20 protein-coding genes are annotated in these 25,627 nt (G+C 66.2%); 8 read left to right on the top strand and 12 right to left on the bottom strand.

All coding sequences use genetic code 11. The features are described 5' to 3' along the window. Positions 1-46 precede the first annotated feature (46 nt). From AC5RWD_RS13995 to dinB, 6 genes are all read right to left on the bottom strand, one after another. Entirely contained in the window at positions 47-1,855 is a 1,809-nt protein-coding gene (locus tag AC5RWD_RS13995; RefSeq protein WP_494020580.1) for a peptidoglycan D,D-transpeptidase FtsI family protein, read from the bottom strand. Positions 1,856-1,899: 44 nt separating this feature from the next. Beyond that, a complete protein-coding gene (ftsL, locus tag AC5RWD_RS13990) occupies positions 1,900-2,565 on the bottom strand; it encodes a cell division protein FtsL (protein WP_494020579.1) in 666 nt (221 codons plus the stop codon). After that, positions 2,562-3,560 (bottom strand): 16S rRNA (cytosine(1402)-N(4))-methyltransferase RsmH, encoded by a 999-nt coding sequence (gene rsmH, locus AC5RWD_RS13985; protein ID WP_494020578.1) that lies wholly within the window; start codon positions 3,558-3,560, stop codon positions 2,562-2,564. The genes ftsL and rsmH overlap by 4 nt, the downstream gene beginning before the upstream one ends. 154 nt (positions 3,561-3,714) lie before the next feature. Further along, complete coding sequence (gene mraZ / locus AC5RWD_RS13980) at positions 3,715-4,143, bottom strand: division/cell wall cluster transcriptional repressor MraZ (protein ID WP_306922290.1); 429 nt, start codon at positions 4,141-4,143, stop codon at positions 3,715-3,717. 378 nt (positions 4,144-4,521) lie between these two features. Next, a complete protein-coding gene (locus AC5RWD_RS13975) occupies positions 4,522-4,893 on the bottom strand; it encodes an SCO2097 family morphological protein (RefSeq protein ID WP_102973963.1) in 372 nt (123 codons plus the stop codon). Between the two features lie 331 nt (positions 4,894-5,224). Next, positions 5,225-6,385: a DNA polymerase IV gene (dinB, locus tag AC5RWD_RS13970; protein WP_494020614.1), complete on the bottom strand. Its 1,161-nt coding sequence runs from the start codon at positions 6,383-6,385 to the stop codon at positions 5,225-5,227. Between the two features lie 141 nt (positions 6,386-6,526). On the opposite strand from dinB, the gene AC5RWD_RS13965 reads away from it, so the two are divergent. Together AC5RWD_RS13965 and AC5RWD_RS13960 are read left to right on the top strand one after the other, a co-directional pair. Next, complete coding sequence (locus AC5RWD_RS13965; RefSeq protein WP_494020577.1) at positions 6,527-7,072, top strand: hypothetical protein; 546 nt, start codon at positions 6,527-6,529, stop codon at positions 7,070-7,072. Then, positions 7,072-8,163 (top strand): polyprenyl synthetase family protein, encoded by a 1,092-nt coding sequence (locus tag AC5RWD_RS13960; protein WP_494020613.1) that lies wholly within the window; start codon positions 7,072-7,074, stop codon positions 8,161-8,163. The genes AC5RWD_RS13965 and AC5RWD_RS13960 overlap by 1 nt, the downstream gene beginning before the upstream one ends. 86 nt (positions 8,164-8,249) lie before the next feature. Here the strand turns inward: AC5RWD_RS13960 and AC5RWD_RS13955 are convergent, their stop codons facing one another. Continuing rightward, positions 8,250-8,603 (bottom strand): Rv2175c family DNA-binding protein, encoded by a 354-nt coding sequence (locus tag AC5RWD_RS13955; protein ID WP_494020576.1) that lies wholly within the window; start codon positions 8,601-8,603, stop codon positions 8,250-8,252. Between the two features lie 248 nt (positions 8,604-8,851). On the opposite strand from AC5RWD_RS13955, the gene AC5RWD_RS13950 reads away from it, so the two are divergent. Continuing rightward, positions 8,852-10,171 carry a lytic transglycosylase gene (locus AC5RWD_RS13950; RefSeq protein WP_494020575.1) on the top strand — a complete coding sequence of 440 codons (1,320 nt, stop codon included), beginning with the start codon at positions 8,852-8,854 and terminating at the stop codon, positions 10,169-10,171. Positions 10,172-10,368: 197 nt separating this feature from the next. Next, positions 10,369-12,501 carry a Stk1 family PASTA domain-containing Ser/Thr kinase gene (locus AC5RWD_RS13945; protein WP_494020612.1) on the top strand — a complete coding sequence of 711 codons (2,133 nt, stop codon included), beginning with the start codon at positions 10,369-10,371 and terminating at the stop codon, positions 12,499-12,501. Between the two features lie 106 nt (positions 12,502-12,607). Here AC5RWD_RS13945 and AC5RWD_RS13940 read toward each other — a convergent pair whose 3' ends face one another. Together AC5RWD_RS13940 and AC5RWD_RS13935 are read right to left on the bottom strand one after the other, a co-directional pair. Beyond that, positions 12,608-13,999 carry a class II 3-deoxy-7-phosphoheptulonate synthase gene (locus tag AC5RWD_RS13940; protein ID WP_494020574.1) on the bottom strand — a complete coding sequence of 464 codons (1,392 nt, stop codon included), beginning with the start codon at positions 13,997-13,999 and terminating at the stop codon, positions 12,608-12,610. A gap of 113 nt (positions 14,000-14,112) precedes the next feature. Then, the gene (locus AC5RWD_RS13935; protein ID WP_494020573.1) at positions 14,113-14,838 is read right to left on the bottom strand and encodes a lysophospholipid acyltransferase family protein; all 726 of its coding nucleotides are present in this window, start codon (positions 14,836-14,838) and stop codon (positions 14,113-14,115) included. 110 nt (positions 14,839-14,948) lie between these two features. On the opposite strand from AC5RWD_RS13935, the gene AC5RWD_RS13930 reads away from it, so the two are divergent. Genes AC5RWD_RS13930 through AC5RWD_RS13920 form a run of 3 tightly spaced genes read left to right on the top strand, consistent with a single transcriptional unit; the run spans position 14,949 to position 17,213 of the window. Continuing rightward, on the top strand, positions 14,949-15,737 hold the full coding sequence (locus AC5RWD_RS13930; protein ID WP_494020572.1) for an alpha/beta hydrolase: 789 nt from the start codon (positions 14,949-14,951) through the stop codon (positions 15,735-15,737). After that, the gene (locus AC5RWD_RS13925) at positions 15,734-16,546 is read left to right on the top strand and encodes an alpha/beta hydrolase (RefSeq protein ID WP_494020571.1); all 813 of its coding nucleotides are present in this window, start codon (positions 15,734-15,736) and stop codon (positions 16,544-16,546) included. The genes AC5RWD_RS13930 and AC5RWD_RS13925 overlap by 4 nt, the downstream gene beginning before the upstream one ends. Further along, entirely contained in the window at positions 16,539-17,213 is a 675-nt protein-coding gene (locus AC5RWD_RS13920; RefSeq protein WP_494020570.1) for a hypothetical protein, read from the top strand. The genes AC5RWD_RS13925 and AC5RWD_RS13920 overlap by 8 nt, the downstream gene beginning before the upstream one ends. 25 nt (positions 17,214-17,238) lie before the next feature. Here AC5RWD_RS13920 and AC5RWD_RS13915 read toward each other — a convergent pair whose 3' ends face one another. Then, complete coding sequence (locus AC5RWD_RS13915; RefSeq protein ID WP_494020569.1) at positions 17,239-18,384, bottom strand: ROK family glucokinase; 1,146 nt, start codon at positions 18,382-18,384, stop codon at positions 17,239-17,241. Positions 18,385-18,579: 195 nt separating this feature from the next. Here AC5RWD_RS13915 and AC5RWD_RS13910 point away from each other — a divergent pair, with 195 nt between their 5' ends. Further along, positions 18,580-20,400, top strand: coding sequence for an AMP-dependent synthetase/ligase (locus tag AC5RWD_RS13910; protein ID WP_494020568.1), 1,821 nt, complete (start codon positions 18,580-18,582; stop codon positions 20,398-20,400). Positions 20,401-20,421: 21 nt separating this feature from the next. Here AC5RWD_RS13910 and AC5RWD_RS13905 read toward each other — a convergent pair whose 3' ends face one another. After that, complete coding sequence (locus AC5RWD_RS13905; RefSeq protein WP_494020567.1) at positions 20,422-21,789, bottom strand: MinD/ParA family ATP-binding protein; 1,368 nt, start codon at positions 21,787-21,789, stop codon at positions 20,422-20,424. 209 nt (positions 21,790-21,998) lie between these two features. Next, positions 21,999-25,394: a pyruvate carboxylase gene (locus AC5RWD_RS13900; protein WP_494020566.1), complete on the bottom strand. Its 3,396-nt coding sequence runs from the start codon at positions 25,392-25,394 to the stop codon at positions 21,999-22,001. Between the last annotated feature and the right edge of the window lie 233 nt (positions 25,395-25,627).

Below are 25,627 nucleotides of genomic sequence, written 5' to 3'. Positions count from 1 at the left end.
GACAGAACTGTTTGTTCAGGTGTACCGCGGTCTTTCTTGGCGGGCGTTACTTGGCGTACTGCGGCAGCCTGACGGGCGTGCCCTTGGACGGCGGAACGTTGTACGTCCGCAGTGCCTGGCTCATGACCGAGCGGAACACGGGCCCGTTGGTGATCCCGTAAATGGACCCCTTGGGACGCTGCAGGACCACCTCCACAATAAACCGCGGATCGTCCATCGGCGCCATCCCCACCATTGAGGCGGTGTACCCGCAGAAGCCTGCGGTCCCGTCGTCGCAGGGCGACTGTGAGGTACCGGTCTTGGCGCCCACCCGGTAGCCGTCGATGGCGGCCTCCTTGATCTGGCCCTCCGTAACGGCGCTTTCGAGGATGTCCCTCACCTGCTGCGCCGTCCCCTCCGAGACCACCCTGCGGGACGGCTTGGCCGCCACCTTTTCCTCGGTTCCGTCCGGGCTGATGTAGCTGTCGATGAGCCGCGGCTGCAGCATCACCCCGTCGTTGGCGATGGACTGGTAGGCGCGGACTGTCTGGAGTGTCGACTGCGAGACACCCTGACCGAACAGCACCGTGTACTGCTGGCGCCCGTCCCACTGGTCGGCGGGGGTCAGGATGCCCTTCGCCTCCGCCGGCAAGCCGATCTCCGGCGCCTCTCCGATGCCGAATTTCTGCAGCCAGTCGTGGCGCTGGTCCTTGGTGAGGCGCTGGCCCGCCATCACGGTGCCCGTGTTCATCGACCAGCCCAGAATGCCCGCCAGGGTCCGCTTCTCAGTCCCGTGCGAAAAGGAATCATCGAACTGCTGGCCGTCGACCACCAGGGACGGCGGGATCACGAAGGTGTCCAGCGGCTTGGCCTTGCCTTCTTCGATGACCGCAGCGGCGGTAATCATCTTTTCCACCGACCCGGGCTCGTACGCAGCGGTGACGGAACGGACGCCGCGGTCCTCGGCCGCCACCTTGCCGGGGTCGTTGGGGTCTGGGGTGTTGGTGTCGGCCATGGCGATGATGTTGCCCGTCTTCACGTCCGAGACGATGATGACCCCCCACTCGGCGCTGAGCTTGTCCGCCTGGGTCTGGATGGCCTGCTGGGCGAAGTACTGGAGGTCGGAGTTCAAGGTGAGCTTGACGTCCTTGCCGTCCTGCGCGGGCGTCAGTTCGTCGATGCCCACGGGAATGCGGAGGCCGTCGGCGCCGATTTCGAACACACGTTTCCCGGGAGTGCCCCGCAGTATCTCGTCCTGGGTCTGTTCGAGGCCGGCCTGGCCGGTGGTTCCGTTCTCCAGGAATCCCACAATGCCGCCGGCCACCGAACCGTTCGGGTAGACGCGCTTGCTGGTGCCCTCGGAGAAAATACCCGGGATCTGCAGTTCCGACACCCGGTTTTCGACATCGGGCCGGAGGTCCTTGGCCACGATGTAGTACGTCCTGGTTCCGGTGACGGATTTTCGCACGTCCTCGGTATCCATGCCCAGGACGGCGGCAAGCTCGGCGATCCCCTGGTCACGGGTCACGGTGACGAGTTCGTCCTTGCCGTTCACCTTTTCAAGCCGCTTGAAGGATTCGGTCTTGGTATTTACAGACTGGTCAACAGTGATGTTGTAGCGGATGACGCTGTTGGCCAGCACAGTGCCGTTCGCGTCCAGGATGCTGCCGCGTTCGGCCGGGAGCACGGTGGGGCGCAGCCGGTTGTCCAGCGCAGCTTCGGCCATGCCGCCGACGTCCAGCCCCTGCACCAGGAACAGCTTCCCGCCGACCACCACCAACAGCGCAAGCATGATGCTGAGTCCAAGGCGGAGCCTCTTCGTGGCGTTGGCGGCCTTCGTCTTGCTTGCCTTGCTCTTGCCTTGCGCCACGTTCATCCCCTACTGCTTGCCATGCGGGCTACCAGCCGCCTGTTCCTGCCCTACTGCCCCGGTGTCCTTTGCTCCGGCGCCGGAATGGTGCCGCCGTTCAGGGCGGCCGGCTTTGCGGCAGCGGCCGGCTCGGCCGGCTTCGCAGGCGCCGGGGTCTCCGGCTGGGCAGCTGCCGTTTCACCGGCAGCGGGCGCCCTGCTTGCAAGCGGCTCGCCCGAGCTGGCGGGCGGAACCACATTCAGCTGACCCGGGACGGCAGGGGCAGCGATCACCGCTCCAGCCGAGTCTCCCTTAACCGCCGGCTTGGCATCCCCGCTCACCGTCAGCGTGGAAAGATCGATCTGCCCCTTGCCGGTGGAAGCCACCATTCCCAATTCTGCGGCCTTGGCAGCCAGATTCTGGGGAGCCTCGAAGTTTTGCACCTGCTGTGTCAGGTCCTGGTTCTGCTTGGTGAGCGACGTCTGTTCGGCACGGAGCTTGACCAGCTGGTACTGGGCCGTGGACACAGAGATGTTGAGCACCAGCACCGCGATCAGCGCAGCCGCCAGCATGCCGAAGCAGAGGACAACGAAGGGCGCACGGCGCTTCCGCGGTGCGGACCGGACCAAGGACAGCGGGGTACGGGCCTTGCGGGTCGAACCCGGAAGTCCGGCCTCTACATCCTGGACGCTCGGGCCGGACGGAAGGGCGAGGTTCTTGGCAGCTGCTGCGCTCATGTTGCTCTCCTGGCTCTGATGCGTTCCACTGCGCGCAGCCGGGCTGATGCTGCACGCGAATTCTCTGCGATCTCGACGGCGGTTGGCACCTCGGTGCCTTTGGTCAGGGTTTTGAGTTCGGCCTTGTGTTCTTCAAGCTCCACCGGGAACCCGAGCGGAGCCGACGATTTGGAGCGGGCCTGGAAGACGCCCTTGACGATCTTGTCCTCCAGGGAGTGGTAGGACATCACGACGATCCGGCCGCCAAGCGCGATGGCATCCACCGCTGCCGGAACCGCACGCTCAAGGACTTCGAGTTCCTCGTTGACTTCGATGCGCAGCGCCTGGAACGTGCGTTTGGCCGGGTGTCCGCCGGACTTGGCCGCGGCAGCCGGAACCACCGCCCGGATCTGTTCGACGAGTTCCCCTGTGGTGGTGAACGGCTTCACTGCCCGGGCATTGACGATCCTGTTGGCGATGCGCCCTGCAAACTTTTCCTCACCCCACTTGCGGATGATCCTGACCAGTTCCTCTTCGCTGTACGTGTTCACGACGTCCGCCGCAGTCTGGCCTCGGCTGGTGTCCATCCGCATGTCCAGGGGTGCGTCAAAGGAGTACGCGAAACCGCGTTCGCGCTCGTCGAGCTGAAGGGACGAGACCCCGAGGTCCATCAGGATGCCGTGGGCCTCGGGAATGCCGAGGTCCTCAAGCACCTCGGCAATTTCGTCGTACACAGCATGGACCAGGTCCGTGCGGGCTGCGAAGGGCTTGAGCCGCTCGCCTGCCAGTGCCAGTGCTTCCTCGTCACGGTCGATGCCCACGAGGTGCAGGTCTGGAAAGCGCTGGAGCATGGCTTCGGAGTGCCCGCCCATGCCCAGCGTGGCGTCGATGGCCACCGGCGTCTCACCGCGCAGGCGTGCCGCCTCGAATCCGGGCGCCAAAAGATTGATGCACCGGTCCTTGAGGACCGGCACATGGCGTTCGGACGTAGGCTTCGGCTGGTCAGGTTCTGTCACGCCTTCGTCCCTTCTTGAGCGCCTCTGGTGGTTTCTTGGGCCAGATCCCCATCCGCGCCTATCCCCTTGACTGCCTGGCTCCGGGGAAGTGAGCCAGGAAGTCGACGAGGATGGGCGGCTGGAGATCTCGTCCAAGAAACAGGTTCGGGCCGGCCTACAGGATGCCGGCGATGGGGTTGTCGGTTTCAGAGAAGGAGGTTTCCTTCTCCGCCAGGTACGTATTCCAGGCTTGGGCGTCCCAGATTTCGGCCCGGGTGCCGGCCCCAATAACGGCCAGCTCCCTGCCGAGCCCTGCGTACTCCCGGAGCGCGGGAGGTATGGTCACGCGCCCCTGCTTGTCAGGTACCTCGTCCGAGGCTCCAGAGAGAAAAACCCGGATGTAGTCACGAGCCTGCTTATTGGAGATCGGAGCCTCCCGGATCTGCTCGTGTACCCTCGCGAATTCCTGCTCGCTGAAGACGTAGATGCAGCGCTCCTGGCCTCGCGTGAGAACAAGTCCGCCGGCAAGCTCCTCACGGAACTTGGCGGGAAGAATGATCCTGCCCTTTTCGTCAAGACGCGGCGAGTGTGTCCCAAGGAACACGTCCCACCGCCCGTCTGCCGTCAGAAGCCGAACAACCCCCGCGCTGCCACTACCCTCTTACGCGCTCCACTTTACTCCACTTCTCCCCACAGTCAACGCGGCGCGGGCATTTCTCTGCAGCTTGGACAAACAGTTTTCCGCGAAATTGCGGGGATTTTGGGCGGGGGTGGAAAGTGGAGGGAAACTGCGCCGGTCCGCCCAGGGCAGCAGACGTGTCATCACGCTCCGGGATGCCGGTCCGGCACCGTTCCGCGGATTAAAGCGGAATGACCCGCCGCGGCGGGTCATTCCTGGCTATTGGCGCCCACCCGGCATTCCCCGGTGGTGCGATGTGGAGGGTGGTACGAAATGGAGGTGGTGGGAAGTGGAGCGGCGGGCTCAGGACTCCCCGCGCCGCCTTTCGTCCCATCGCTCTTCGAGGCTGTTCATGAAGGAACTCTTGCTCTTCGATTTACGGCCATGCCCGCCAGCCTTTGCTTTGCCGGCCGCAACGCTGCGCATCGTGGCAAAGTAAACTCCGGCACCCATGACGACGAACCCGAGGACCCCGACGAATATGTTCTGGAGAGAGACACCCACCAGGAGGAGCAGCACCCCGGCCAGTGTGGCCAGTACGCCAATCACGATGTGCCGGGTGGACCAGCTGCGGCCGGGATCCGAGCCCATGGAATTGGCAAACTTGGGATCGTCCTCATGCAGTTGCCTCTCGAGTTGCTCGAGCAGCTTCTGTTCGTGCTCCGAGAGCGGCATCACGACCTCCTTAAGTAGGCCAACGTCCAGACAGGTCGGAACCGGTTGTTCCTGCCTCGTCAACGACCGGCATGCCATCCAGGTTCCCGGCCTGCCAACCTCGGCAGATCCAGGGATTCAAGCATACTGACGCGGCGGGTCAGGTGATCCACACATGTCCAGACGTTCGAAATCTTTGTATCTATAAGGATAGTTTGTTGGAGGCTGTTCTGAAAGACGCTGTTCACGGGCGGCAACACTGCCTGGGCCCTGAACTGACACGGATCTGGGGCCATGAACGCGGTTTCGCGCGCCGGCGGATGTCGCGGGAATCACCCCAGCCAGAAACACATCAGGACTTGCTGCTTCCCGGCTCAAGCAGACGGGCCGGAAGCACGGACTTGCTGCCGAATTTCTCCGCGACCTTGTCCAACGCCTGTTCGGCGGCCCGCCAGTTGTCATCGCGCCTGTCCAGGCTCAGCTGAAGGGATGTCTGGGCGGCCGGCTCCAGCTGCTCCGCACGGACGCCCACCAGCCGGACCGTCAGGGGCCGGCTGCCCAGTGATTCCAGCAGTTGGATCGCCACGGCGTAGATGAGCTGTGCGCTGTCCAGGGGCGTGTGGACGGTGCGGCTTCGGGTCACGGTGGAGAAATCGGCGTACCGCAGCTTCAGCGCCACCGTTCGGGCCACCAGCCCGGAGGCGCGGAGCCGCTCGGCAGTGCGGTGGGACAGCCGCAGCAGTTCCCTGTGCAGCAAGGCATCGTCCGCCGTGTCCGCGGCAAACGTCTCTTCCGCGCCGATGCTTTTCTCAACCCGCACCGGGGTAACCTTCCGGCTGTCGATACCCCAGGAGAGCTGATGGACGTGCTCACCGGTGGCACCCAGCACCTTTTTGAGCGAGGAGACCGGCGTCGCGGCGACGTCCGCCACGGTACGGATTCCCATGCGGGCCAGAACCTCAGCCGTCTTTCCCCCGACCCCCCAGAGGGCATTGACCGGAAGGCTGTGAAGATACGGGACAGTCTGCTCCGGCCGTATGAGCAGCAGGCCGTCCGGCTTGCACCGGGTTGAGGCGATCTTAGCCACGAACTTGCTGGCGGCGATCCCCACGGACGCCGTGATGCCGAGCTCTCCGGCGACCCTGCGCCGGATCAGCTGCCCGATTTCAGACGGCGGACCGAGCCTGCGGATCGCGCCTCCGACGTCCAGGAATGCCTCGTCGACACTGAGCGGCTCAACGAGCTCCGTGATGGACTCGAATATGGCCATCAGCTGACCGGACACTTCGTAGTACAGCTTATGCCTGGGCTCGATGATGGTGGCCTGCGGACACAGCCGGTGTGCCACAGCCATGGGCATCGCGGATTTCACGCCGAATTTGCGTGCCTCGTACGACGCCGACAGCACAACGGAACGCTCCGCCGGAAAGCCCACGATGACCGGCCGGCCGCGCAGGTCGGGGCGGGCGCGCAGTTCAACCGAGACAAAAAACGCGTCCATATCGACGTGCATGATGCTCGCCCGCCGAAGGTTCAGCAGCCGCGCTTCCGCCTGCTCTCTGTCTTCGTCCGGACCCACGTCTGCAATCCTATGCCCTGCACCTGACTAAACTGGAGGCTGAATCCGGCATCAACACCCAGGAGGACCGCACCTGTGAAGGTCATTGGAACGCTCATGCCTGCCCGCCTTGGGCTGCTCGCCGCGGGTGCAGCCGTAGTGGCGGCGGCGTCAGCGTGCACGGCACAGGCACCCGGTTCCGCAACGCCCGCGGCAACGGCACCGGCCACCTCGTCAGCGGTGGCGGCTGCCACCGCGTCAGTGGCCGCAACCGCCAGCCCGAGTGCATCACCTGGCACGTCGGCCACCGTGGGAGCGCTGGTCGCAGGCTTCCCGTCAAAGCTCCTTCCCGTGATGCCCGGGACCAAGGTGGTGGCCAGCAGCTTCGACAAGTCCACGTCCCCGGCCACCGCCGCCCTGGTGGGCTCAACCGCCGCCAAGCCGGCCGCCGTCGTCGCCTATTACACCAAAGCGCTGGAAGCGCAGGGCTTCAAGGCCGTTCCCGGCAGCACGGTGGGCAGCGTGGCGTCCAAGGACTTCGTGCGGGCGGGCAACGAGACGGTTAACATCGCCGTCCCCGCAACCGGCGGAGTTTCCACCTTCACGATCGGTGCCAACGTGGCGCCCGAGTCCGTCAAGTGATGCTGGCCGAGCAGCTTCGCGTGGAGCAGGCGGACTTCGTGGCCGCCGTAGCGGGAAAGCTCACAGACTTTTTGACCACCCGGCAGTCGATCATGACGGCCATCTCGCCGGACATCGAGCCCATCATGGGGTCCATCTCCAACCTGGTCACCGGCGGAAAGCGGCTGCGTGCCCTCATGTGCTACTGGGGGTGGCGCGGAGCCGGCGGCCCCGCCTCGGCAGAGGACATCGTCACAGCAGGCGCCGCACTTGAGCTGTTCCAGGCGGCAGCCCTGATCCACGACGACATCATCGACAGGTCGGACACGCGCCGCGGCGGACCCAGCGTCCACCGCCGGTTCAGCCAGCTCCACGAGTCCCAGGGCTGGGCCCTCGACAGCGAACGCTTCGGCCACGCCGCTGCCATTCTGGCCGGCGACCTCTGCCTGTCGTTCAGCGAGGAGGCCTTCACCGACATCGGCGAGACGGCAGCCTCAGGAAGCAGGGCCAGGCTGATCTTCAACCTGATGCGTTCGGAGGTCATGGCCGGCCAGTACCTGGACATCCTCGAGGAGGTGGCCGGGCCGGTCCGGGACCGCGCCGGGGCCGTCAGCCGCGCCCAGTCGATCATCCGGTTCAAGTCGGCCAAGTACTCGACGGAGCATCCGCTCGCCCTGGGCGGTGCGCTCGGCGGGGCCTCGGACGAACTGCTCCGGGGCTACTCCGCCTTCGCCCTCCCCCTGGGCGAAGCCTTCCAGCTTCGTGACGACGTCCTGGGCGTTTTCGGGGACCCTGTCACCACCGGCAAACCCGCGGGAGACGACCTCCGGGAAGGTAAGCGGACCGTCCTCGTGGCCTTCGCCCTGGACCTGGCCACGCCCGAGGAGTCCGCGTTCATCGACTCAAAGCTTGGAAGCCCCGAACTGAGCGAGGACGACGTGGCCGAGATCCGCCGGATCATCGCGGACTGCGGGGCGCTGCAGGCCACCGAAGTGCTCATCGAGGAATTCGGCGCTGCGGCATACGCGGCACTGGAGCTCCTGCCGCTGGAAGACCTCCCCAAGACCGCGCTGCGGCGGCTGGCTGAGGCGACAGTGAGCCGGGCCGCCTAGTCGGCCGGCCCGGCCCGTTTACGGGGCCGGGTTCGTCCCTATGCCCCTTTTCACCAGGCTGGGTCTTATCACCAAGCTGGGTCTTATCACCAGGCCAGGGACTGCGCCCGACGCCGGATTTCGGTCTTGCGGCCTTCACGGAGGGCATCGATTGGTCGCCCGCGCAGTGATTCGTCAGGGGTAAACAGCCAGCCGATCAGCTCTTCGTCGGAGTAGCCGGCATCTGACAGCACCACGATCGTGCCCTTGAGGCTGTCCACGACGTGGCCGTCCTGGAGGAAAGCCGCGGGCACCGAGCGGATCCGCCGCTCCCCCACCCGCAGGGCCGCCAGCGCGCGCTCGTCAAGGAGGCCGTGGACTTTGGTAATGGACACATCCAGCAACTGGGCAACATCGGGCAGTGGCAGCCAGTCGCCTACAAGGGTTTCTACAGTACTCACGGGTCAAGGTTGCCATGGCGGGCGGCTGCAAGCCTAGTCGAACCAGCGCACGTGTGCGCCCGCTCCATTTTCGCGCGCGACACTCCCAGCCGGGCAGACTTTCCGGCTCAAAGCTAATTCTTGTGCTAACCGAGAAATCGTGAGAGATTCACATAGATAACATTCGCAACACGATTAACATCAGTAACATTGGTATCACGCACTTGGCATGACCGACAGCATTCGCCGCTGAGAAGAGGATCTTTCCCATGACGACGACCCGCTCCACCAAGCAGTCAACCCGGCCGGGGCTGCCCCTGATCGCGGCCACGACCGCCACGCTTCCCGCCGTCATGCTTTCCTCCCTTGCGGTCGCTGAGCCCGCAGCGGCCGACGCCCGGCCCCAAACGGTGCCCGCGACGCTTGCCGCCGCCATCGAGGCCCAGGCAGCAGCGGTCAAGGCGGGCATCATCCCCGCAGCCTCCGTGCCGGCAGCGCTCCCTTCGGGCCTTCAGCCCGCCCGCGTCACCCCAACTGCCCACACGGTGGTCCGCGGCGACACGGTCAGCGGCATCGCCGGCCGGTACAGGCTGAGCACCACCGCCGTGCTGAAGCTCAACAACCTGAAGTCGAACTCCGTGATCTACCCGGGGCAGCGGATCAAGCTGAAGGCTGCTGCGGCTCCGGCGGCCCGGACTGCGGCAGCACCTGCCACCACCGCTGCCAGGACATACACGGTCAAGTCAGGCGACACACTGGGCGGCATTGCCGGGCGGCACGGCGTCAGGCTCTCCCAGGTGCTCAGCTGGAACGGGCTCAAGGTGACCTCAATCATCTATCCCGGCCAGAAGATCCGCCTCGGTGCCGGCACGGCTGTGGCGTCGGCCCCGGCCAAAGCGGCAGCACCCGTTGCCACCCGCTCAGCCTCCTACGTCATCAAGTCCGGGGACACCCTGTCCGGCATCGCCGCCAGGCACGGCGTCAGGCTCGCGGACATCTTGTCGGCGAACCGGCTGAAGGTCACCAGCGTCATCTACCCCGGCCAGAAGCTCGCCATTCCCGGTAAGGCCAGCGCTGTCCAGCCGGCATCGAGCGTCACGCCCCTCGTGCCCAGCTCCTTCCTCGGCTACACCTACCCCGCAGCCGTGGTCAGCTCGGCCAACAAGAACAAGGCCCTGCTTAACGCCTCACCGGTTCCGTCGCTTGCCCAGATGCAGTCCATCGTGGCCGACACAGCACGGCGGATGGGCGTGGATCCGGCGCTGGCACAGGCCTTCGCGTACCAGGAATCCGGGTTCAACCAGCGGGCAGTGTCTCCGGCCAACGCCATCGGCACCATGCAGGTCATTCCCTCCTCGGGCGAGTGGGCATCAGATCTCGTGGGCCGGAAGCTGAACCTGCTTGATCCGTATGACAATGCGACCGCCGGCGTCGCGATCATCCGCCAGCTGATCCGGACCAGCAAGAGCCTGGACTACGCCATCGCGGGCTACTACCAGGGCCAGTACTCGGTCAACAAGCACGGCATGTACTCCGACACCAAGCACTACGTCGCCGCCATCAAGGCACACCGCAAGAACTTCAGCTGACGCCCCCAACGGGCCTCAGGACCGGGAGGCCCCGGCCCGCAGGCGCATAACGATACGGGTCCGGATCGCATGTTGATTCGGACCCGTTTCCGTGCAGCACTTAGTATCGAAGAGTGCAGGAAAACGCTTTAGGCAGTCTCGTCGGGTCGCTCGTGGACAACCGCTACCTGGTGAAGTCCCGGTTGGCTCGGGGCGGGATGTCCACCGTTTACGTGGCCACGGACCAGAGGCTGGACCGTGATGTTGCCCTGAAAGTCCTGCATCCCCACCTGGCCAACGACGGAAATTTCCTCGACCGCCTGGCCCGGGAAGCACGGGCAGCCGCAAAGCTCTCACACCCGCATGTAGTGGGCGTCCTGGACCAGGGGCACGACGGCGACACCGCCTACCTCGTGATGGAGTACATCAAGGGGCACACCCTCCGCGACGTCATCAACAGCAAGGGCGCTTTGTCCCCCCGCCTCGCCCTGGCGCTCATCGATCCGGTGGTGGAAGGCCTCGGGGCAGCCCATGCCGCCGGCATGATCCACCGCGACGTCAAGCCGGAGAACGTCCTGATCGCCGACGACGGCCGGATCAAGATCGGTGACTTCGGCCTCGCGCGTGCCGTCACGACGACAACCAGCACAGGTGCCCTGATCGGCACGGTCGCATATCTCTCGCCGGAACTGGTCCTTGGCAAGCCGGCCGACGCGCGGAGTGACATCTACTCCACGGGCATCATGCTGTTCGAGATGCTCACCGGACGCCAGCCGTTCGACGGCGAGGTCCCCATCCAGGTGGCCTACCAGCACGTGAATTCCGCTGTGGGTCCTCCCTCCGGCCTCGTTCCCGGCCTCGCGGGGGAAGTGGACGAACTCGTGCAGTGGTGTACCGCCAGCGACCCCGAGCAACGGCCAGTGGACGGCAACGCCCTGCTCGCGGAACTCCGTCATATCCGGACCAACCTCACTGACACCGAACTTGATCTGCAACCCCCTGCGGCCATCCAGGCGGCCACGGCGGCAGGCGCGGCCCCCAACGCCGGCCCGCGCGGCGTGGCCGCTCCCCCCGCGCCTGCCCGGATGCCGTCCGGCATGCCGCAGAGCCCGCCCGTCCAGGGAGGCCAGGGAAACCACACCGAGCTGCTCGCGCCCATTCGCGGCGGTGAAGTCCCCCGGGTCCGCCCCACGGAAGTCATTTCACGCACCAGCAACCCGACCACTGTGTTTTCCGCCCCCGGTTCTTCAGCCCCTGGCTCTTCTTCAAGCCCTGGCTCTCCTTCAGCTCCTGTCTCTTCAACTCACCGGCCGGTCCTTCCTCCCTACGGATTCGACGATGACGACGGAGAGGCAGCCCCGCTCCCCCTGAGCAAGCGGGAACAGCGGAAGCTGGACCGCCACGAACAGAAGGAACGGGCCCGCGCCGCGGCTACTCCCGTCCGAACACTCCGCGAAGGGAATTCCCGGCGCCGGGGCGCGCTCTGGATTGTGGTCCTGGTGATCCTGGCCCTCCTGGCCACGGGGGCGGGTTGGTTCTTCGGCATGGGACCCGGCTCCCCCGGTACCGTGCCGGCGGTGGCTAACAGGACCGTGGCAGAGGCTCAGCAGCTGCTCCGGGACGCCGGTTTCGAATCCAGTACCAAGGACGTCTTCGACGACGACGTCAAGGCCGGACTCGTGGTGGGATCTGAGCCGGACGCCGGAACGGAAATCCGCAAATTCCAGCAGGTCTCGCTGTTCGTCTCCAAGGGTCCGCAGCTGTTTCCCCTCCCGCAGCTGACGGGAAAAACGCTCGATGGGTCCAAGGAAGCACTCAACGGCGCCGAGATGGCGCTCGGCAAGGTCACCGAAAAGTTCGACGAGGAGGTGCCCGCCGGCACGGTGCTGGACCAGGCTCCGGCGTCGGGAACCCCCGTGCGGCACGGGACACCGGTAAGCCTCACTGTCTCCAAAGGCCCGCAGCCCATTCCGGTGCCGGACGTGCGCGGACAGGATCAGGACGCAGCCTTCCGCGCTATTGAATCCGCCGGCCTGAAAGCCGTCTTTGCCGACGAAACGGTGCACTCTCGGAACGTACCGAAGGGCGCCGTGGTCAGCCAGGAGCCTGCTTCCGGAACCCTGACAAGGGGCCAAACGGTCACCCTGACGATTTCCGAGGGGCCCAAGCTCGTGAAGGTGCCCAACTACATCGGCAAACAGGTGGAAGATGCAACTGAGGCGCTGAGGAAGCGCGGTTTCCAGGTCCGCGTCAACGAAATCCTCGGCGGATTCTTCGGCACGGTGCGGGACCAGGATCCCGTGGACACCGAGGTCCCTGAGGGCTCCGTCATCACCCTCACCGTGGTGTAGCCAGAGGGCAAACGAAAGACCGGCGCCCGGGAGTTCGAACTGCTCCCCGGCACCGGTCTTTCTTCTATGCTGTTGGACCTGCCCGCTGTTGATCTTCCCCTGGCGCCTAGCGGCGGGTGAGCGCGCCCGCCACGAGGAAGGCCATCTCCAGCGACTGCATGTGGTTCAGCCGGGGGTCGCAGACCGACTCGTAGCGGTCAAGGAACGCTTCCTGGTCGATGGGGTCGGCGCCGCCGAGGCATTCGGCCACGTCATCCCCGGTCATCTCGACGTGCAGGCCGCCCGGAACCGTCCCCAGGGCATGGTGCACTTCGAAGAACCCGCGCACCTCGTCAATGACGTCGTCGAAATTACGGGTCTTGTAGCCGTTGGGCGAGGTAACGGTGTTGCCGTGCATCGGGTCCGTGACCCACAGGACCTGGGCACCGGAGGCGGTGACCTTCTCCACGAGGGACGGGAGCTTCTCGCGGATGTTGCCGGCACCCATGCGGGTGATGAACGTGAGCCGGCCGGGTTCGCGCTCCGGATCCAGCTTGTCGATAAGGCGCAGGGCATCGTCACCGGACGTGGACGGGCCCAGCTTTACGCCGATCGGGTTACGCACCCGGGACAGGAAGTCCACGTGGGCGTGATCCAGCTCGCGGGTACGCTCACCGATCCACAGGAAGTGGCCGGAGGTACCGTAGGGCAGCCCGGTGCGGGAGTCGATGCGGGTGAGCGCACGCTCGTAGTCGAGAAGGAGCGCCTCATGGCTGGCGAAGAATTCAACCCGCTTGAGAGCTTCGAAGTCGGCGCCGCAGGATGCCATGAACTTTATGGCGCGGTCGATGTCACGCGCGAGCGACTCGTAGCGGGCATGGGCCGGGTTCTCGGTGAACCCCTTGTTCCAGGTGTGGACGAGGCGCAGGTCCGCGAAGCCGCCCTGGGTGAAGGCCCGAATGAGGTTCAGCGTGGAAGCGGAGGTGTGGTAGGCGCGCAGCATGCGGCTGGCGTCGTGGGCCCGCGACTCGGGCGTGAAGTCATATCCATTCACGATGTCGCCACGGTATGCCGGCAGTGTCACGCCGTCCCGGGTCTCGTCGTTGGAGGAACGCGGCTTGGCGAACTGCCCGGCCATGCGCCCCATCTTGATGACGGGCATCGCCGCACCGTAGGTCAGGACCACGGCCATCTGCAGGATCGTCTTCACGCGGGCGCTGATCTTGTCCGCTGTGGCACCCTCAAAGGTCTCGGCGCAGTCACCGCCCTGAAGCAGGAAGGCCTTACCCTGGGCTGCGGCGGCGAGACGCTCGCGCAGGATGTCCACCTCGCCGGCGAAAACGAGCGGCGGGAGCACCGACAGTTCCTTGATGGACGCGTTGAAGACCCCGGCGTCCTGCCAGCTCGGCTGCTGGGAGATGGGAAGGTCCCGCCAGTTGTCGAGTCCCGGATAGTTGGCCGCACCGCTCTGTGAAGTGCTGGTCAGGGAAGAGGCAGGTTTTGCAGATAGCTCAGTCACACTAACTAGAGTAGTTGGCCGGACCGGCTCGGGACACCCGGACTGTCATGCGATCGGCCAGGGCGTCACAGATGCACGGTCCACGGGGTCTATGGGCACAGCATCTGGGCCACCTAGGCTGACCGGGACGTACCGGCCTCCCCGGGCTCTTCGCCCGACTTCCCCGCCAGCCTCAGCTTGACCACCGAGGCGTACTCGTCCACGTATTCCTGGCCGGAGAGCCGCATGAGCTCGTACATGATCTCGTCCGTGACGGACCGCTGGATTAGCCGGTCATCAGCCAGGCCTTCATACCTGCTGAAGTCCAGCGGCTTTCCGAAGATCATGCCGATCCGGCGGATGTTCGGCAGCCGCTTGCCGATGGGCTGGACCTTGTCTGTTCCGATCATCGCCACCGGGATGACCGGGACGCCGGCCTGGAGCGCCAGCCGCGCCACCCCGACCTTCCCGCGGTACAGCCGCGAATCGGGGCTGCGGGTGCCCTCGGGGTAGATGCCCAGCAGCCCGCCGTGCGTCAGCACGTCCATGCCCGCCTCGAGTGAGGCCGCCGAGGCCGCCCCGCCGGAACGGTCCATGGGCAGCTGGTTGGTCAGCCGAAAGAACATGGCGGTCAGCCGGCCCTTGAGTCCGGTGCCCGTGAAGTACTCGGATTTGGCCAGGAACACGACAGGCCGCGGCACCATCAGCGGCATGAAGATCGAGTCCGAAAATGAGAGGTGGTTGGAGGCGATAATGGCCGCGCCCTCGGACGGGATGTTGTCCAGCCCTTTGACCCATGGCCGGAAAAGCGTGCGGACCACCGGCCCCAGGAAGATCCGCTTCATGACCCAATAGAACACGTGTCGTACCTCTCCGGAAGGCTACCGCCAGGGCGTTCAAGGGGCCCGGCGGCACTGCAATGCAACCCTACTCTAGTGAGAATTGTCCGGAACAGTGACACGATGGTTTCATGACAGAAAGCAGCGACCGCCCAAGGCCCGCCGCTTTCAGCTACGTGGGTCACGGACCCAATGCGCGGATCGGAATCGCGATTTCCCACGGCTTCACCGGCAGCCCCCTGAGCATCCTGCCGTGGGCCGAATACCTGGCCGGGCGCGGCTTCGCCGTCACTGTTCCGCTGCTCCCCGGCCACGGCACCACCTGGCAGGATCTGGCCAGCACAGGATGGCGCGAGTGGCACGGCGCCTTCGAGCAGGCATACCTGGACCTGGCCGCGAGGACGGACGAGTGTTACGTGGCCGGCCTCTCAATGGGCGGGGCGATCGCCCTGCTCACGGCATCCCGCCACAGCGTGGCGGGCGTCGCCGTCGTCAATCCCGGCCTGAGTTTCTACGATCGGCGCATCCGGATCATTGGCCTGCTCAAGTACATCCAACGAACCACTGTGCCCGTTGCGGAGGACAATCCGACGGCGGCCACCACGGACGACGGCGACTACTCCCTGACGCCGCTGGCCGCGGTTCACCAGTTGAAGAGGCTCTTCGCTGCCGCCGCCCGCGGACTACCGCGGATCACGGCCCCGGTGCTGGTCTTCAAATCGGTCAATGACGCGGTGGTACCCCCGACCTCGCTCAGCCTGATCAGGAAGCGCCTCACCTCGGCTGCCCTGGACGTGGTGCCGCTGAGGAACAGCGGTCACGTGGCTACGCTGGACACGGACGCCCAGGAAATTTTCGAGTCCTCGGCGCGGTTTTTCCAGCTGCGTTCCCGAAGCCACATACCGTCGGAGAAGTCATGACCACAGTCCCCGATCACAGCCCGTTCAGCAGCGCTTTCTCCGGCGAGGGGCCGTCCATCGGCATCGCCCTGTCCCACGGGTTCACGGGCAGTCCGCACAGCCTGCGTTCGTGGGCCCAGTCCTTTGCCGATGCCGGTTTTGCCGTCAGGATGCCGCTGTTGCCGGGCCACGGCACCACCTGGCAGGACCTTTCCCGCAGCCGCTGGCCGCAATGGCATGACGCTATGGACGCCGCCTACCTGGAGCTTGAGTCCGAGTGCGATCTCGTGTTCGCCGCGGGGCTGTCCATGGGCGGCGCCCTGGCCTTGCGGATCGCCGCGACCAGGCCTGTGGCGGGAGCCATCGTGGTCAACCCCGGCCTTGTCATCGATGACCGCCGGGCGCCGCTGGCCGGCGTCCTCAAGCTGGTCCTCAAGAGCACGCCAGCCATCGCGAACGACATACGGAAGCAGGGGGTCGACGAGGGCGCATATTCCCGGACCCCCGTGGCAGCCGCCCACGAACTGAATAAGATGTTCAAAGACACGGTCCGGCTGCTGCCACGCATCACGGCGCCTGTGCGGGTGTTCCGCTCCACGGTGGATCACGTTGTGTCCGATTCCAGCATCACGGCCCTGCGGCGCGGGCTTACCCACGCTCCGCTGCAGCTCACGCGGCTCGACAACAGTTACCACGTGGCCACGCTGGACCACGACGCCGGCCAGATTTTCAGCGGTTCGGTGGACTTCATCCGCTCCGTAGTCGCGGACATCCGCCAGGGATCCGCCGACTCCGCGACAGCCAGCCAGAAGGGCGCCACCGATGAATAGGCCCGATTCGAATTCGTCCGATCCGAGCGCCAACCAGGACGACGCCGTCTGGCTCGACCTGGTGGCAAGGCTCCAGGGCGATGCCCCGGCTCCCGATGCAAACCCCGCCCCCGGCGACGCTGACTCCCCGGCGCCCGGGTCTCGCCATCACGGCGGTCCCCGGCACAGCACGGCTACCAGCGACGACGCCGGCCCTGCACCAGCAGAACAGGCGGACGTTTCCGGTCCGGAACGCGCTGCAAAACGCTTCACCGACTTCGATCCGCTGGGCCTGGCGCCCCGGGCGCCACGGGAACTGTCGGCGGCCGAACGGCAGCAGGCCGCCGACCGGGAGAAGGCAGCCTGGCAGCAGAAGGCCGCCCGGTCAGGGCAGGCTGAAGTTCCCGCCAGCGCAGGGGATCCGCGGGACTACAGCGTCGATGACGACGACGGCGAGTTCGTCCCGGAAGAGCCTCCCAAGCTGTCGGCGACGGACCCGCTGACGATGCTGGCGTGGCTGGGCGCCGTGGGCGCCCCGGTTGCCCTGGTCCTGTCCTCGATGTTCTGGCGCTCCGCGCCGCTGCTGGCAATCCTCGGCATGGTGGCCGTCTTTATCGGGGCTGTGGTGTATCTGATCATGAAGCTGCCGCAGGAGAAAGACGAAAACGACGACGGCGCCAGGGTCTGACGCTTCCGTCAGCGGCGGATCGGGGTCAGCGGTGCGTACGGCTGCTGACCCGCGACAGGTCTGCAGCGCCGATCAGGCCGGCGTTGGGCCCCAGGGCAGCCAGGTCGATTTCTGCGGCGGGACGGAATCCGCGGCCGGTGAGGTTACGGGCGAAGGCCTTGCGCGCCGGGGCCACCAGCAGTTCGCCGGCCGCGCACAGGCCGCCGCCGATCACGAACTTCCCGGGATCGAGGGCGGCGGCAAGGTTGGCCAGCCCCAGCCCGAGCCAGTTTCCGACGTCCTCCAAGAGTTCCCGGGAGGCGGCGTCGCCCGCGATCGCCAGTTCGGTCACCGTAGCGCCGGTGATGCGTTCGGCGCTTCCCGCCACGGCCTTGAGGAGTTCTTGCGCCACCGGCGAATTCGCCAGGGCCAGTTCCCGGGCTTCCCGGCCAAGGGCGTTGCCTGAGGCGTACTGTTCCCAGCAGCCGCGGTTGCCGCACTCGCACCGGTGGCCGCCGGGCATGATGATCTGGTGGCCAAACTCCCCCGCCACGCCGAACCGGCCCCGTTCAACGTGCCCGTCCATCACCATTGCTCCGCCGATGCCAGTGCCGAGGGTGATGCAGACCAGCCGGTCCTGCCCCTGCCCGGCGCCAAAGCGCCATTCGGCCCAGGCCGCAGCGTCGGCGTCGTTAACCAGCATGACGGGGCGGCGCAGCAGATGCTGCAGGTTTTCCCGGAGCGGTTCGTTCCGCCAGGCGAGGTGCGGGCTGAACAGCACCGTGCCGCCGTCGAGATCCATCCAGCCGGCGGCACCAATGCCCACGGACCTGATCCGTGTACCAGCGCTCAGTTCTTCAACCAGTTCCACGATGACGCGCTCCACCGCACGCGGGTCGCTTCCCGGTGTGGACCGGCGCGCCTCACGCAGGATGCGGCCCTCGGCGTCCACAACGCCGGCGGCAACCTTGGTGCCGCCTATGTCGATGCCGATGGCAAGTCCCCGCCGGCCCAGCCGCAGCTGCTGCCGGAACAGGCGGTGCCCAGCCAGCTGGCCGCCGTACCCCGATACCGGGCGCCGTGATGTCGAGTGCCGTGACCCCGCGCGTCGGGACGCCCATCCGCCGGCCAGACCGCTCCGGCCGGAGTCAAAGGGCGGGGCTGGCTGCTCGTTGGGTGGAGAGGGCTGCATAGTCCCCCATTCTAGGTGTCGCCGCAGAGCGTCTTCGCAGGTACGACAACGCAAACGACACGTCGTGCACTCTGGCGGCGCGGGCCCCCGCGCCGTAAAGTTACCGACGGGTAACCAAGATCTCCCGGCCCGCGCCATTTGTCGTACTAAGGTTAGGGTTACCCGGTGCGGCCAACGGATATCAAAGGAGCTATCGTGCGCGAATTCAGCGTTCCGCCCTTGGCGAACGTCCCCTTGGACAGCAACATCACGGACCTTGTACTGCGCCAGGCAGCGAAGGCGTCCAACCCTGCCCTGTTTTCGCGTCTCGACTCCGCCGGCCAATGGCAGGACATCCGGGCCAAGGAGTTTTTGACCGACGTGTCAGCCCTCGCCAAGGGGCTTATCGCCAGCGGCGTCGGCGCGGGTGACCGCGTGGGAATCATGTCCCGGACCCGCTACGAATGGGCACTCATCGACTTCGCCATCTGGTTCGCAGGTGGCGTTTCCGTTCCCATTTACGAAACGTCGTCGCCTTCCCAGGTTGCCTGGAACCTGGGCGACTCAGGTGCAGTAGCCGCCTTCGGTGAATCGGACCACCACGAGAACGTCATCCGGCAGGCAGCTGCCACCGAAGGGCTTACGGCGCTGGCCCACGTTTGGCAGCTGGAGGGGGACGGGCTGGACGCCGTGCGTGCGGCCGGCGCCGCCGTCAGCGACGACGAGCTGGAGGCGCGGCGGCGCTCCGCCGGGCTCACTGACCTCGCCACCATCATTTACACGTCCGGCACCACCGGCCGGCCCAAGGGCTGCGAACTCACCCATGGGAACTTCGTGGAGCTGTCCGAGAACGCCCTGGCCACCTCGCTGAGCGGCGTTGTCAACGAGCAGTCCCGAACCATCATGTTCCTGCCGCTGGCACACGTCTTCGCACGCTTCATCTCGGTCCTGGCTGTGGCCGCCGGCGTCAGCGTGGCACATACCCCCGACATCAAGCACCTGCTGCCCGATCTGCAGAGCTACAAGCCGACGTTCATCCTTGCCGTTCCGCGCGTGTTCGAGAAGGTGTACAACTCGGCCCTCACCAAGGCCGAGGACGGCGGCAAGGGTGCCATCTTCCACAAGGCCGCTGAAACCGCGATAGCCTACTCGCGGGCACGTCAGGCCGGCCGCGCCGGCCTGGGCCTGAAGCTCAAGCACGCGGTCTTCGACAAGCTCGTCTACGGCAAGCTCCGCGCCGCCATGGGCGGCGAGGTGGCCCATGCCGTGTCTGGCGGAGGCCCGCTGGGCGAGCGTCTGGGCCACTTCTTCCAGGGCATCGGCCTGCAGATCCTGGAAGGCTACGGCCTCACCGAGACCACGGCACCTGTGAGCGTCAACACGCCGGAGCGGATCAAGATCGGCACGGTCGGCGCCCCGATTCCCGGCAACAGCGTCCGGATCGCCGACGACGGCGAGATCCTCGTCAAGGGCAGCTGCGTCATGCGGGGGTACTACCAGCGCCCGGACCTGACGGAAGAATCGTTCGCTGATGGCTGGTTCCGCACTGGGGACATCGGTCAGCTCGACGAGGACGGCTACCTGCTCATTACCGGCCGGAAGAAGGAAATCATCGTCACGGCCGGCGGCAAGAACGTGGTTCCCGCACTGCTCGAGGACCAGATCCGGGCTGATGCACTGGTGTCCCAGGTACTTGTCGTGGGTGACAACCGCCCGTTCATCGGCGCCCTCGTGACCCTCGATGAGGAAGCCCTTCCGGGGTGGCTGCAGCGCCACGGCCTGCCCGCGGACACGCCCCTGGGCGAAGCAGCCGGCCATGCCGAGGTCAAGGCCGCCGTGCAGGAGCTCATCAACCAGGCCAACCAATCGGTGTCGCAGGCGGAGGCCATCAAGTCCTTCCGGATCGTGCCAAGCGACTTCACCGAAGCCTCCGGCCACCTGACCCCTTCCATGAAGGTCAAGCGCGCCCAGGTCATGAAGGACTTCGAAGCGGTGATCGAGGAAATGTACAAGTCTCCGAAGCCCACGCGCGCCTAGGCGGGAGTCTCAGCCGCTGGCTCAGGCCTTCTGCAGCTCGTCCACCACCAGCGCGGCCAGCTCCACGGCGGCGGCGCGGGTGGCCGGCTTCAGCTGGCCCAGGCGGATCCGTGAGCCTTCCGCCAGGTGCCGGTCGTGCGGAATCCGCACCACATTCTTGACCCGGGACAGGAAGTGCTGCTCGATCTCGTCGATGTTGACCAGAGTGCGGTTTCCGGCGGCCATGTTGATGACCACCGTGGCTTTGGCGACGAGATCCTGGCGGCCGTGGGCTTCGAGCCAGGACAGCGTTTCGGATGCCAGCCGGGCCTCATCCACGCTGCCGCCCGACACGAGCACCACGGCGTCGGCCTTTTCCAGCGTGCCCTTCATAACCGAGTGCACCATGCCGGTGCCTGAGTCGGTGAGCACGATCGAGTAGTACCGGCCCAGGACGTCGGTGACGGCGCGGTAGTCAGCGTCGTCGAAGGCGTGGGCCACCATGGGGTCTGTGTCCGAGGCAAGAACATCAAGGCGCGAACCGTCGCGCGCCGTGTAGTTGGACAGCTGTGCGAACGAGTCCACCGTGAACCTGTTTTTCACCAGCTGGCGCGCCGTGAAATCTGCCCTGCCCGGGGAGCGGTCCGAGAGCGTACCCCGGTCCGGATTCGCATCCATCGCAATGATTCGGTCCTCACGCAGCTCCGCCAGCACCATGCCGAGCAGCGTGGTGACGGTGGTCTTGCCCACTCCGCCCTTGCGCGAGAGCACCGGCACATACCGGGTCCGCTCCCCCAGCCGCAGGGCGATGCGGTGCTCCATTGCCCGCTGGATCCGGACCTGGTCCGAGTCGCCCAGGTTCACATAGCCCAGGGTTGCCTGGTACAGCCACCGGCGCCAGCCCGACACCGGTGCGGCAGCGGACCTGGTGAGGAGACGGTCGGCGGACAGGGCGGCAGCGGGCTCAGGCCCCTCAGGCCGTTCGCGGCGGCCGGGGAGCTCCCTGGCTTCCGCATCCGGCACCGGTTCGGCGACGGCAGCGTCTGACGGATCCGCTGGCTCCGTGCCAACGGCAATTGTGCCTGCTTCGTCTTTATCGCCCGCACTGACGTCCAGGGCATTGACGGCGCCGGGTCCCGCCGTCACGGCGGGCAAGACCACCGGCGCCACTTCATGCTGCACCACGCCACCGACGGCGGAGAGAGACCCGGCGGAGGTGCGGTCCTGGGCGTCGGAAACGGTCACCACGCTGATGTTCCCTGTCGGCGCCACACCGGCATCCGACGGAGGCACCCCCGCAGCGTCCCCCGGAGAGATACTGCCGGGACTGGTTCCGGCCTCCCCCGCCACGTTGACGACGGGGGGCCTGTCGGGGCGCGGCCCGGGCTTGGGCGTACTGGTCTGCGTCATGGCTTCCGCTCTGTCTCGTACCGGCTGCAGGCGAAGTTCCGGCTGCCGGTGTGGTTCGGAAATAGCTGTGGGGGCGGCTTGGCGCCGTCCCCACAACCTATTTCTGTTTTCCACCCTACCTGCGGGGCGGCCGCCGGCCGCCCCGCAGGCTATTCAGCGGTCATCTGCCTGCCAGCCATCCATTCGAAGGTCAGCTGCCCAACAGTCGTCTAATCGACGACGATCAGCAGGTCCCCGCCCTGCACCTGTTCCACAGCGGAAATGGCCAGCCGCGTCACTTTGCCGCCCACTGGCGTCGTGATGGATGCCTCCATCTTCATCGCCTCGATGGTGGCAATGGTGTCGCCCGCGTTGACGGTGTCTCCCGCCTTGACGGTGACCGTTACGGCGCCCGCGAAGGGAGCTGCGACGTGACCCGGCACGGACGGGTCGGCCTTCTCTGCCGTCTTCACATTGCTGACCACGGATTTGTCGCGCACCGAGACCGGGCGGGACTGCCCGTTCAGCGTGCACATGACAGTGCGCATGCCCTTCTCGTCCGGCTCCGAGACAGCTTCCAGGGACGCGATGAGGCGCACACCCTTCTCGAGCTGGATCACGTGCTCCTCGCCGCGCTGCAGGCCGTAGAGGTAGTCACGGGTGTCCAGGACTGAAACGTTGCCGTACGTCTCCCTGCTCTTGAGGTAGTCCTTGGTCGGCCCGGCGAAGAGCAGCCGGTTCAGCGTCTGCTGGCGGGTCTTGGAGTCTCCGCGGAGAGCAGCGCTGTCCTCGGCACTCAGTTCGGCGTCGCGCACCTTGATGCTGCGGCCTTGGAGGGCCTTGGTGCGGAACGGTTCCGGCCAGCCTCCCGGAGGATCGCCCAGCTCACCGGACAGGAATCCGATGACGGAGTCCGGGATGTCGTAGTTCTGCGGGTTCTCGTTGAAGTCGGCCGGGTCTGCGTTCAGGCCGACCAGGTGCAGGGCGAGGTCGCCCACCACCTTCGAGGACGGGGTCACCTTGACCAGGTGGCCCAGGATCCGGTCGGCGGCCGTGTACATGTCCTCGATCGCCTCGAAGCGCTCGCCCAGGCCGAGCGCGATCGCCTGCTGGCGGAGGTTGGACAGCTGCCCGCCCGGGATTTCGTGCTGGTACACGCGGCCGGTCGGACCCGGCAGGCCCGACTCGAAGGGGGCGTAGACCCTTCGCACGGCCTCCCAGTAAGGCTCGAGCGAGCTGACCGCGGCCAGGCTGAGCCCGGTGTCACGTTCCGTGTGCGCCAGGGCGGCAACCAGGGCCGACGCCGACGGCTGGCTCGTGGTGCCGGCGAGGGATGCCGAGGCGACATCCACAGCGTCGACGCCTGCATCGACAGCCGAAAGCAGCGTGGCGAGCTGGCCACCTGCGGTGTCGTGGGTGTGCAGGTGGACCGGGAGGTCAAAGCGCTCCCGCAGTGCCGAGACCAGCTTCGCGGCAGCTGCCGGACGGAGCAGGCCTGCCATGTCCTTGATCGCGAGGATGTGGGCGCCGGCTTCGACGATCCTGTCCGCCAGGGCGAGGTAATAGTCCAGCGTGTAGAGCTTCTCGTTCGGGTCCAGCATGTCGCCCGTGTAGCACAGTGCCACCTCGGCGACGGCGGTGCCGGTGGCCCGGACGGCGCGGATGGCAGGTGCCATCTGGCTGACGTCGTTGAGTGCATCGAAGATGCGGAAGATGTCGATGCCCGTGGCCGCTGCCTCGTTGACGAAGGCCTCGGTCACTTCCTCGGGGTACGGGGTGTAGCCCACGGTGTTCCGGCCGCGGAGCAGCATCTGCAGGCAGACGTTCGGCAGGGCCTTGCGCAGCGCTGCCAGCCTGTCCCAGGGATCCTCGCCAAGGAATCGCAGGGCGACGTCGTAGGTAGCGCCGCCCCAGGCCTCAACGGACAGCAGGTCCGGCAGGAGGGTGGAGACGGCGGGTCCGGCCGCCACCAGGTCCCGGGTGCGGACACGGGTCGCAAGCAGGGACTGGTGGGCGTCGCGGAACGTGGTGTCGGTGACGGCCACAGCCTTCTGTTCACGCAGGGCCTTGGCGAAGCCCTCAGGTCCGAGTTCGAGCAGCCGCTGGCGGGAGCCGGGGCGTGCCTCGGCGCCGGCGACGGACGGGAGCTTGTCTGCGGGGTCCGTACGGACCGGCAGCTCGCCGTTCGGCTTGTTCACTGTGACTTCGGCCAGCCACGTCAGCAGCTTGGTGCCGCGGTCTGCGGAGACACGCGCCTTCAGCAGTTCGGGCCGTTCGTCGATGAAGGACGTTGCCACGTTCCCGGCGATGAAGTCGGCGTCGTCAAGGACGGCCTGCAGGAAGGAGATGTTGGTGGAGACACCGCGGATGCGGAACTCCGCCAGCGCCCGGCGGGCCCTGGCAACAGCGGCGGGGTAGTCCCGGCCGCGGCAAGTGAGCTTCACCAGCATGGAGTCAAAGTGCGGGCTGATCTCGGCACCCGAGTAGACGGTACCGCCGTCGAGCCTTACGCCGGCACCGCCGGCGGAGCGGTAAGCGGTGATCTTTCCGACATCGGGCCGGAAGCCGTTGGCCGGGTCCTCTGTGGTGACGCGGCTCTGCAGCGCGGCGCCTCTGAGGAAGACAGTCTCCTGGGACAGGCCCAGGTCGGCCAGGGTCTCGCCGGCGGCGATACGCATCTGCGCCTGGACGAGGTCGACGTCGGTGACCTCTTCGGTGACGGTGTGCTCCACCTGGATGCGGGGGTTCATTTCGATGAAGACGTGCTGGCCGGCGCGTTCGCCCACGGTGTCCACCAGGAACTCGACCGTTCCGGCGTTGACGTAGTTCAGGGCCTTGGCGAACTTCACGGCGTCCCGGTAGAGGGCCTGGCGGATGCCTTCGTCCAGGTTGGGGGCCGGGGCGATCTCGATGACCTTCTGGTGGCGGCGCTGGATGGAACAGTCACGCTCGAAGAGGTGCATGACGTTGCCCTCGGCGTCGGCCAGGATCTGGACCTCGATGTGGCGCGGGCGCAGCACTGCCTGCTCGAGGAACATGGTGGGGTCACCGAAGGCCGCATCGGCTTCGCGCATGGCGGACTTCAGCGCCTCCGGCAAGGCCTCGCGGGTGTCGACGCGACGCATGCCGCGTCCGCCGCCGCCGGCGACAGCCTTGGCAAAGATGGGGAAACCGATCTCATCCGCAGCGGCGATAAGCTCGTCGAGGTCCTTCGACGGCGCGCTCGACTTCAGCACGGGGACGCCGGCCTTGCGGGCGGCCTCCAACGCGGCCACCTTGTTGCCGGCGAGCTCCAGGACCTCCGCAGGAGGACCCACGAAGGTAATGCCGGCATCCTTCGCGGCACGCGCAAGGTCGGGGTTCTCGGAGAGGAAGCCATAACCGGGGTAGATGGCATCTGCGCCGGACTCCTTGGCAACCCGAACCACCTCGTCAACGTCCAGGTAAGCGCGGACGGGGTGTCCCTCTTCGCCAATCAGATACGCCTCATCGGCCTTCTGGCGGTGGATCGAGTTACGGTCCTCATTGGGGAACACCGCGACTGTCTTGGCGCCCAGTTCGTAGCCAGCACGGAAAGCACGGATTGCGATTTCTCCGCGGTTGGCCACCAGAATCTTGGAAAACATACTTCTCCTGCATCATTGCGGGTGTATCGGTAAGTGGTCACAGTGTGTAAGACGGGCGCGATGAAACACAAATCATTGTGTCTACCATCACAGAATTATCCGTCATGTCCGGGCCATATTCACTGCCGGCCCCGTATTTACTGCAGCTGTACTGCCACCGCCGGGTTCGCTGCACTACCTAGGCCGGACCGTCCGGGCGGGAAGGCATGCCCGGGTCCCGATAAAAAGGGATT

It is taken from the genome of Arthrobacter sp. CMU6 (assembly GCF_059090205.1).
Note: the sequence above shows the minus strand (reverse complement) of the source record. Positions and strands in the feature narration are given on the sequence as shown.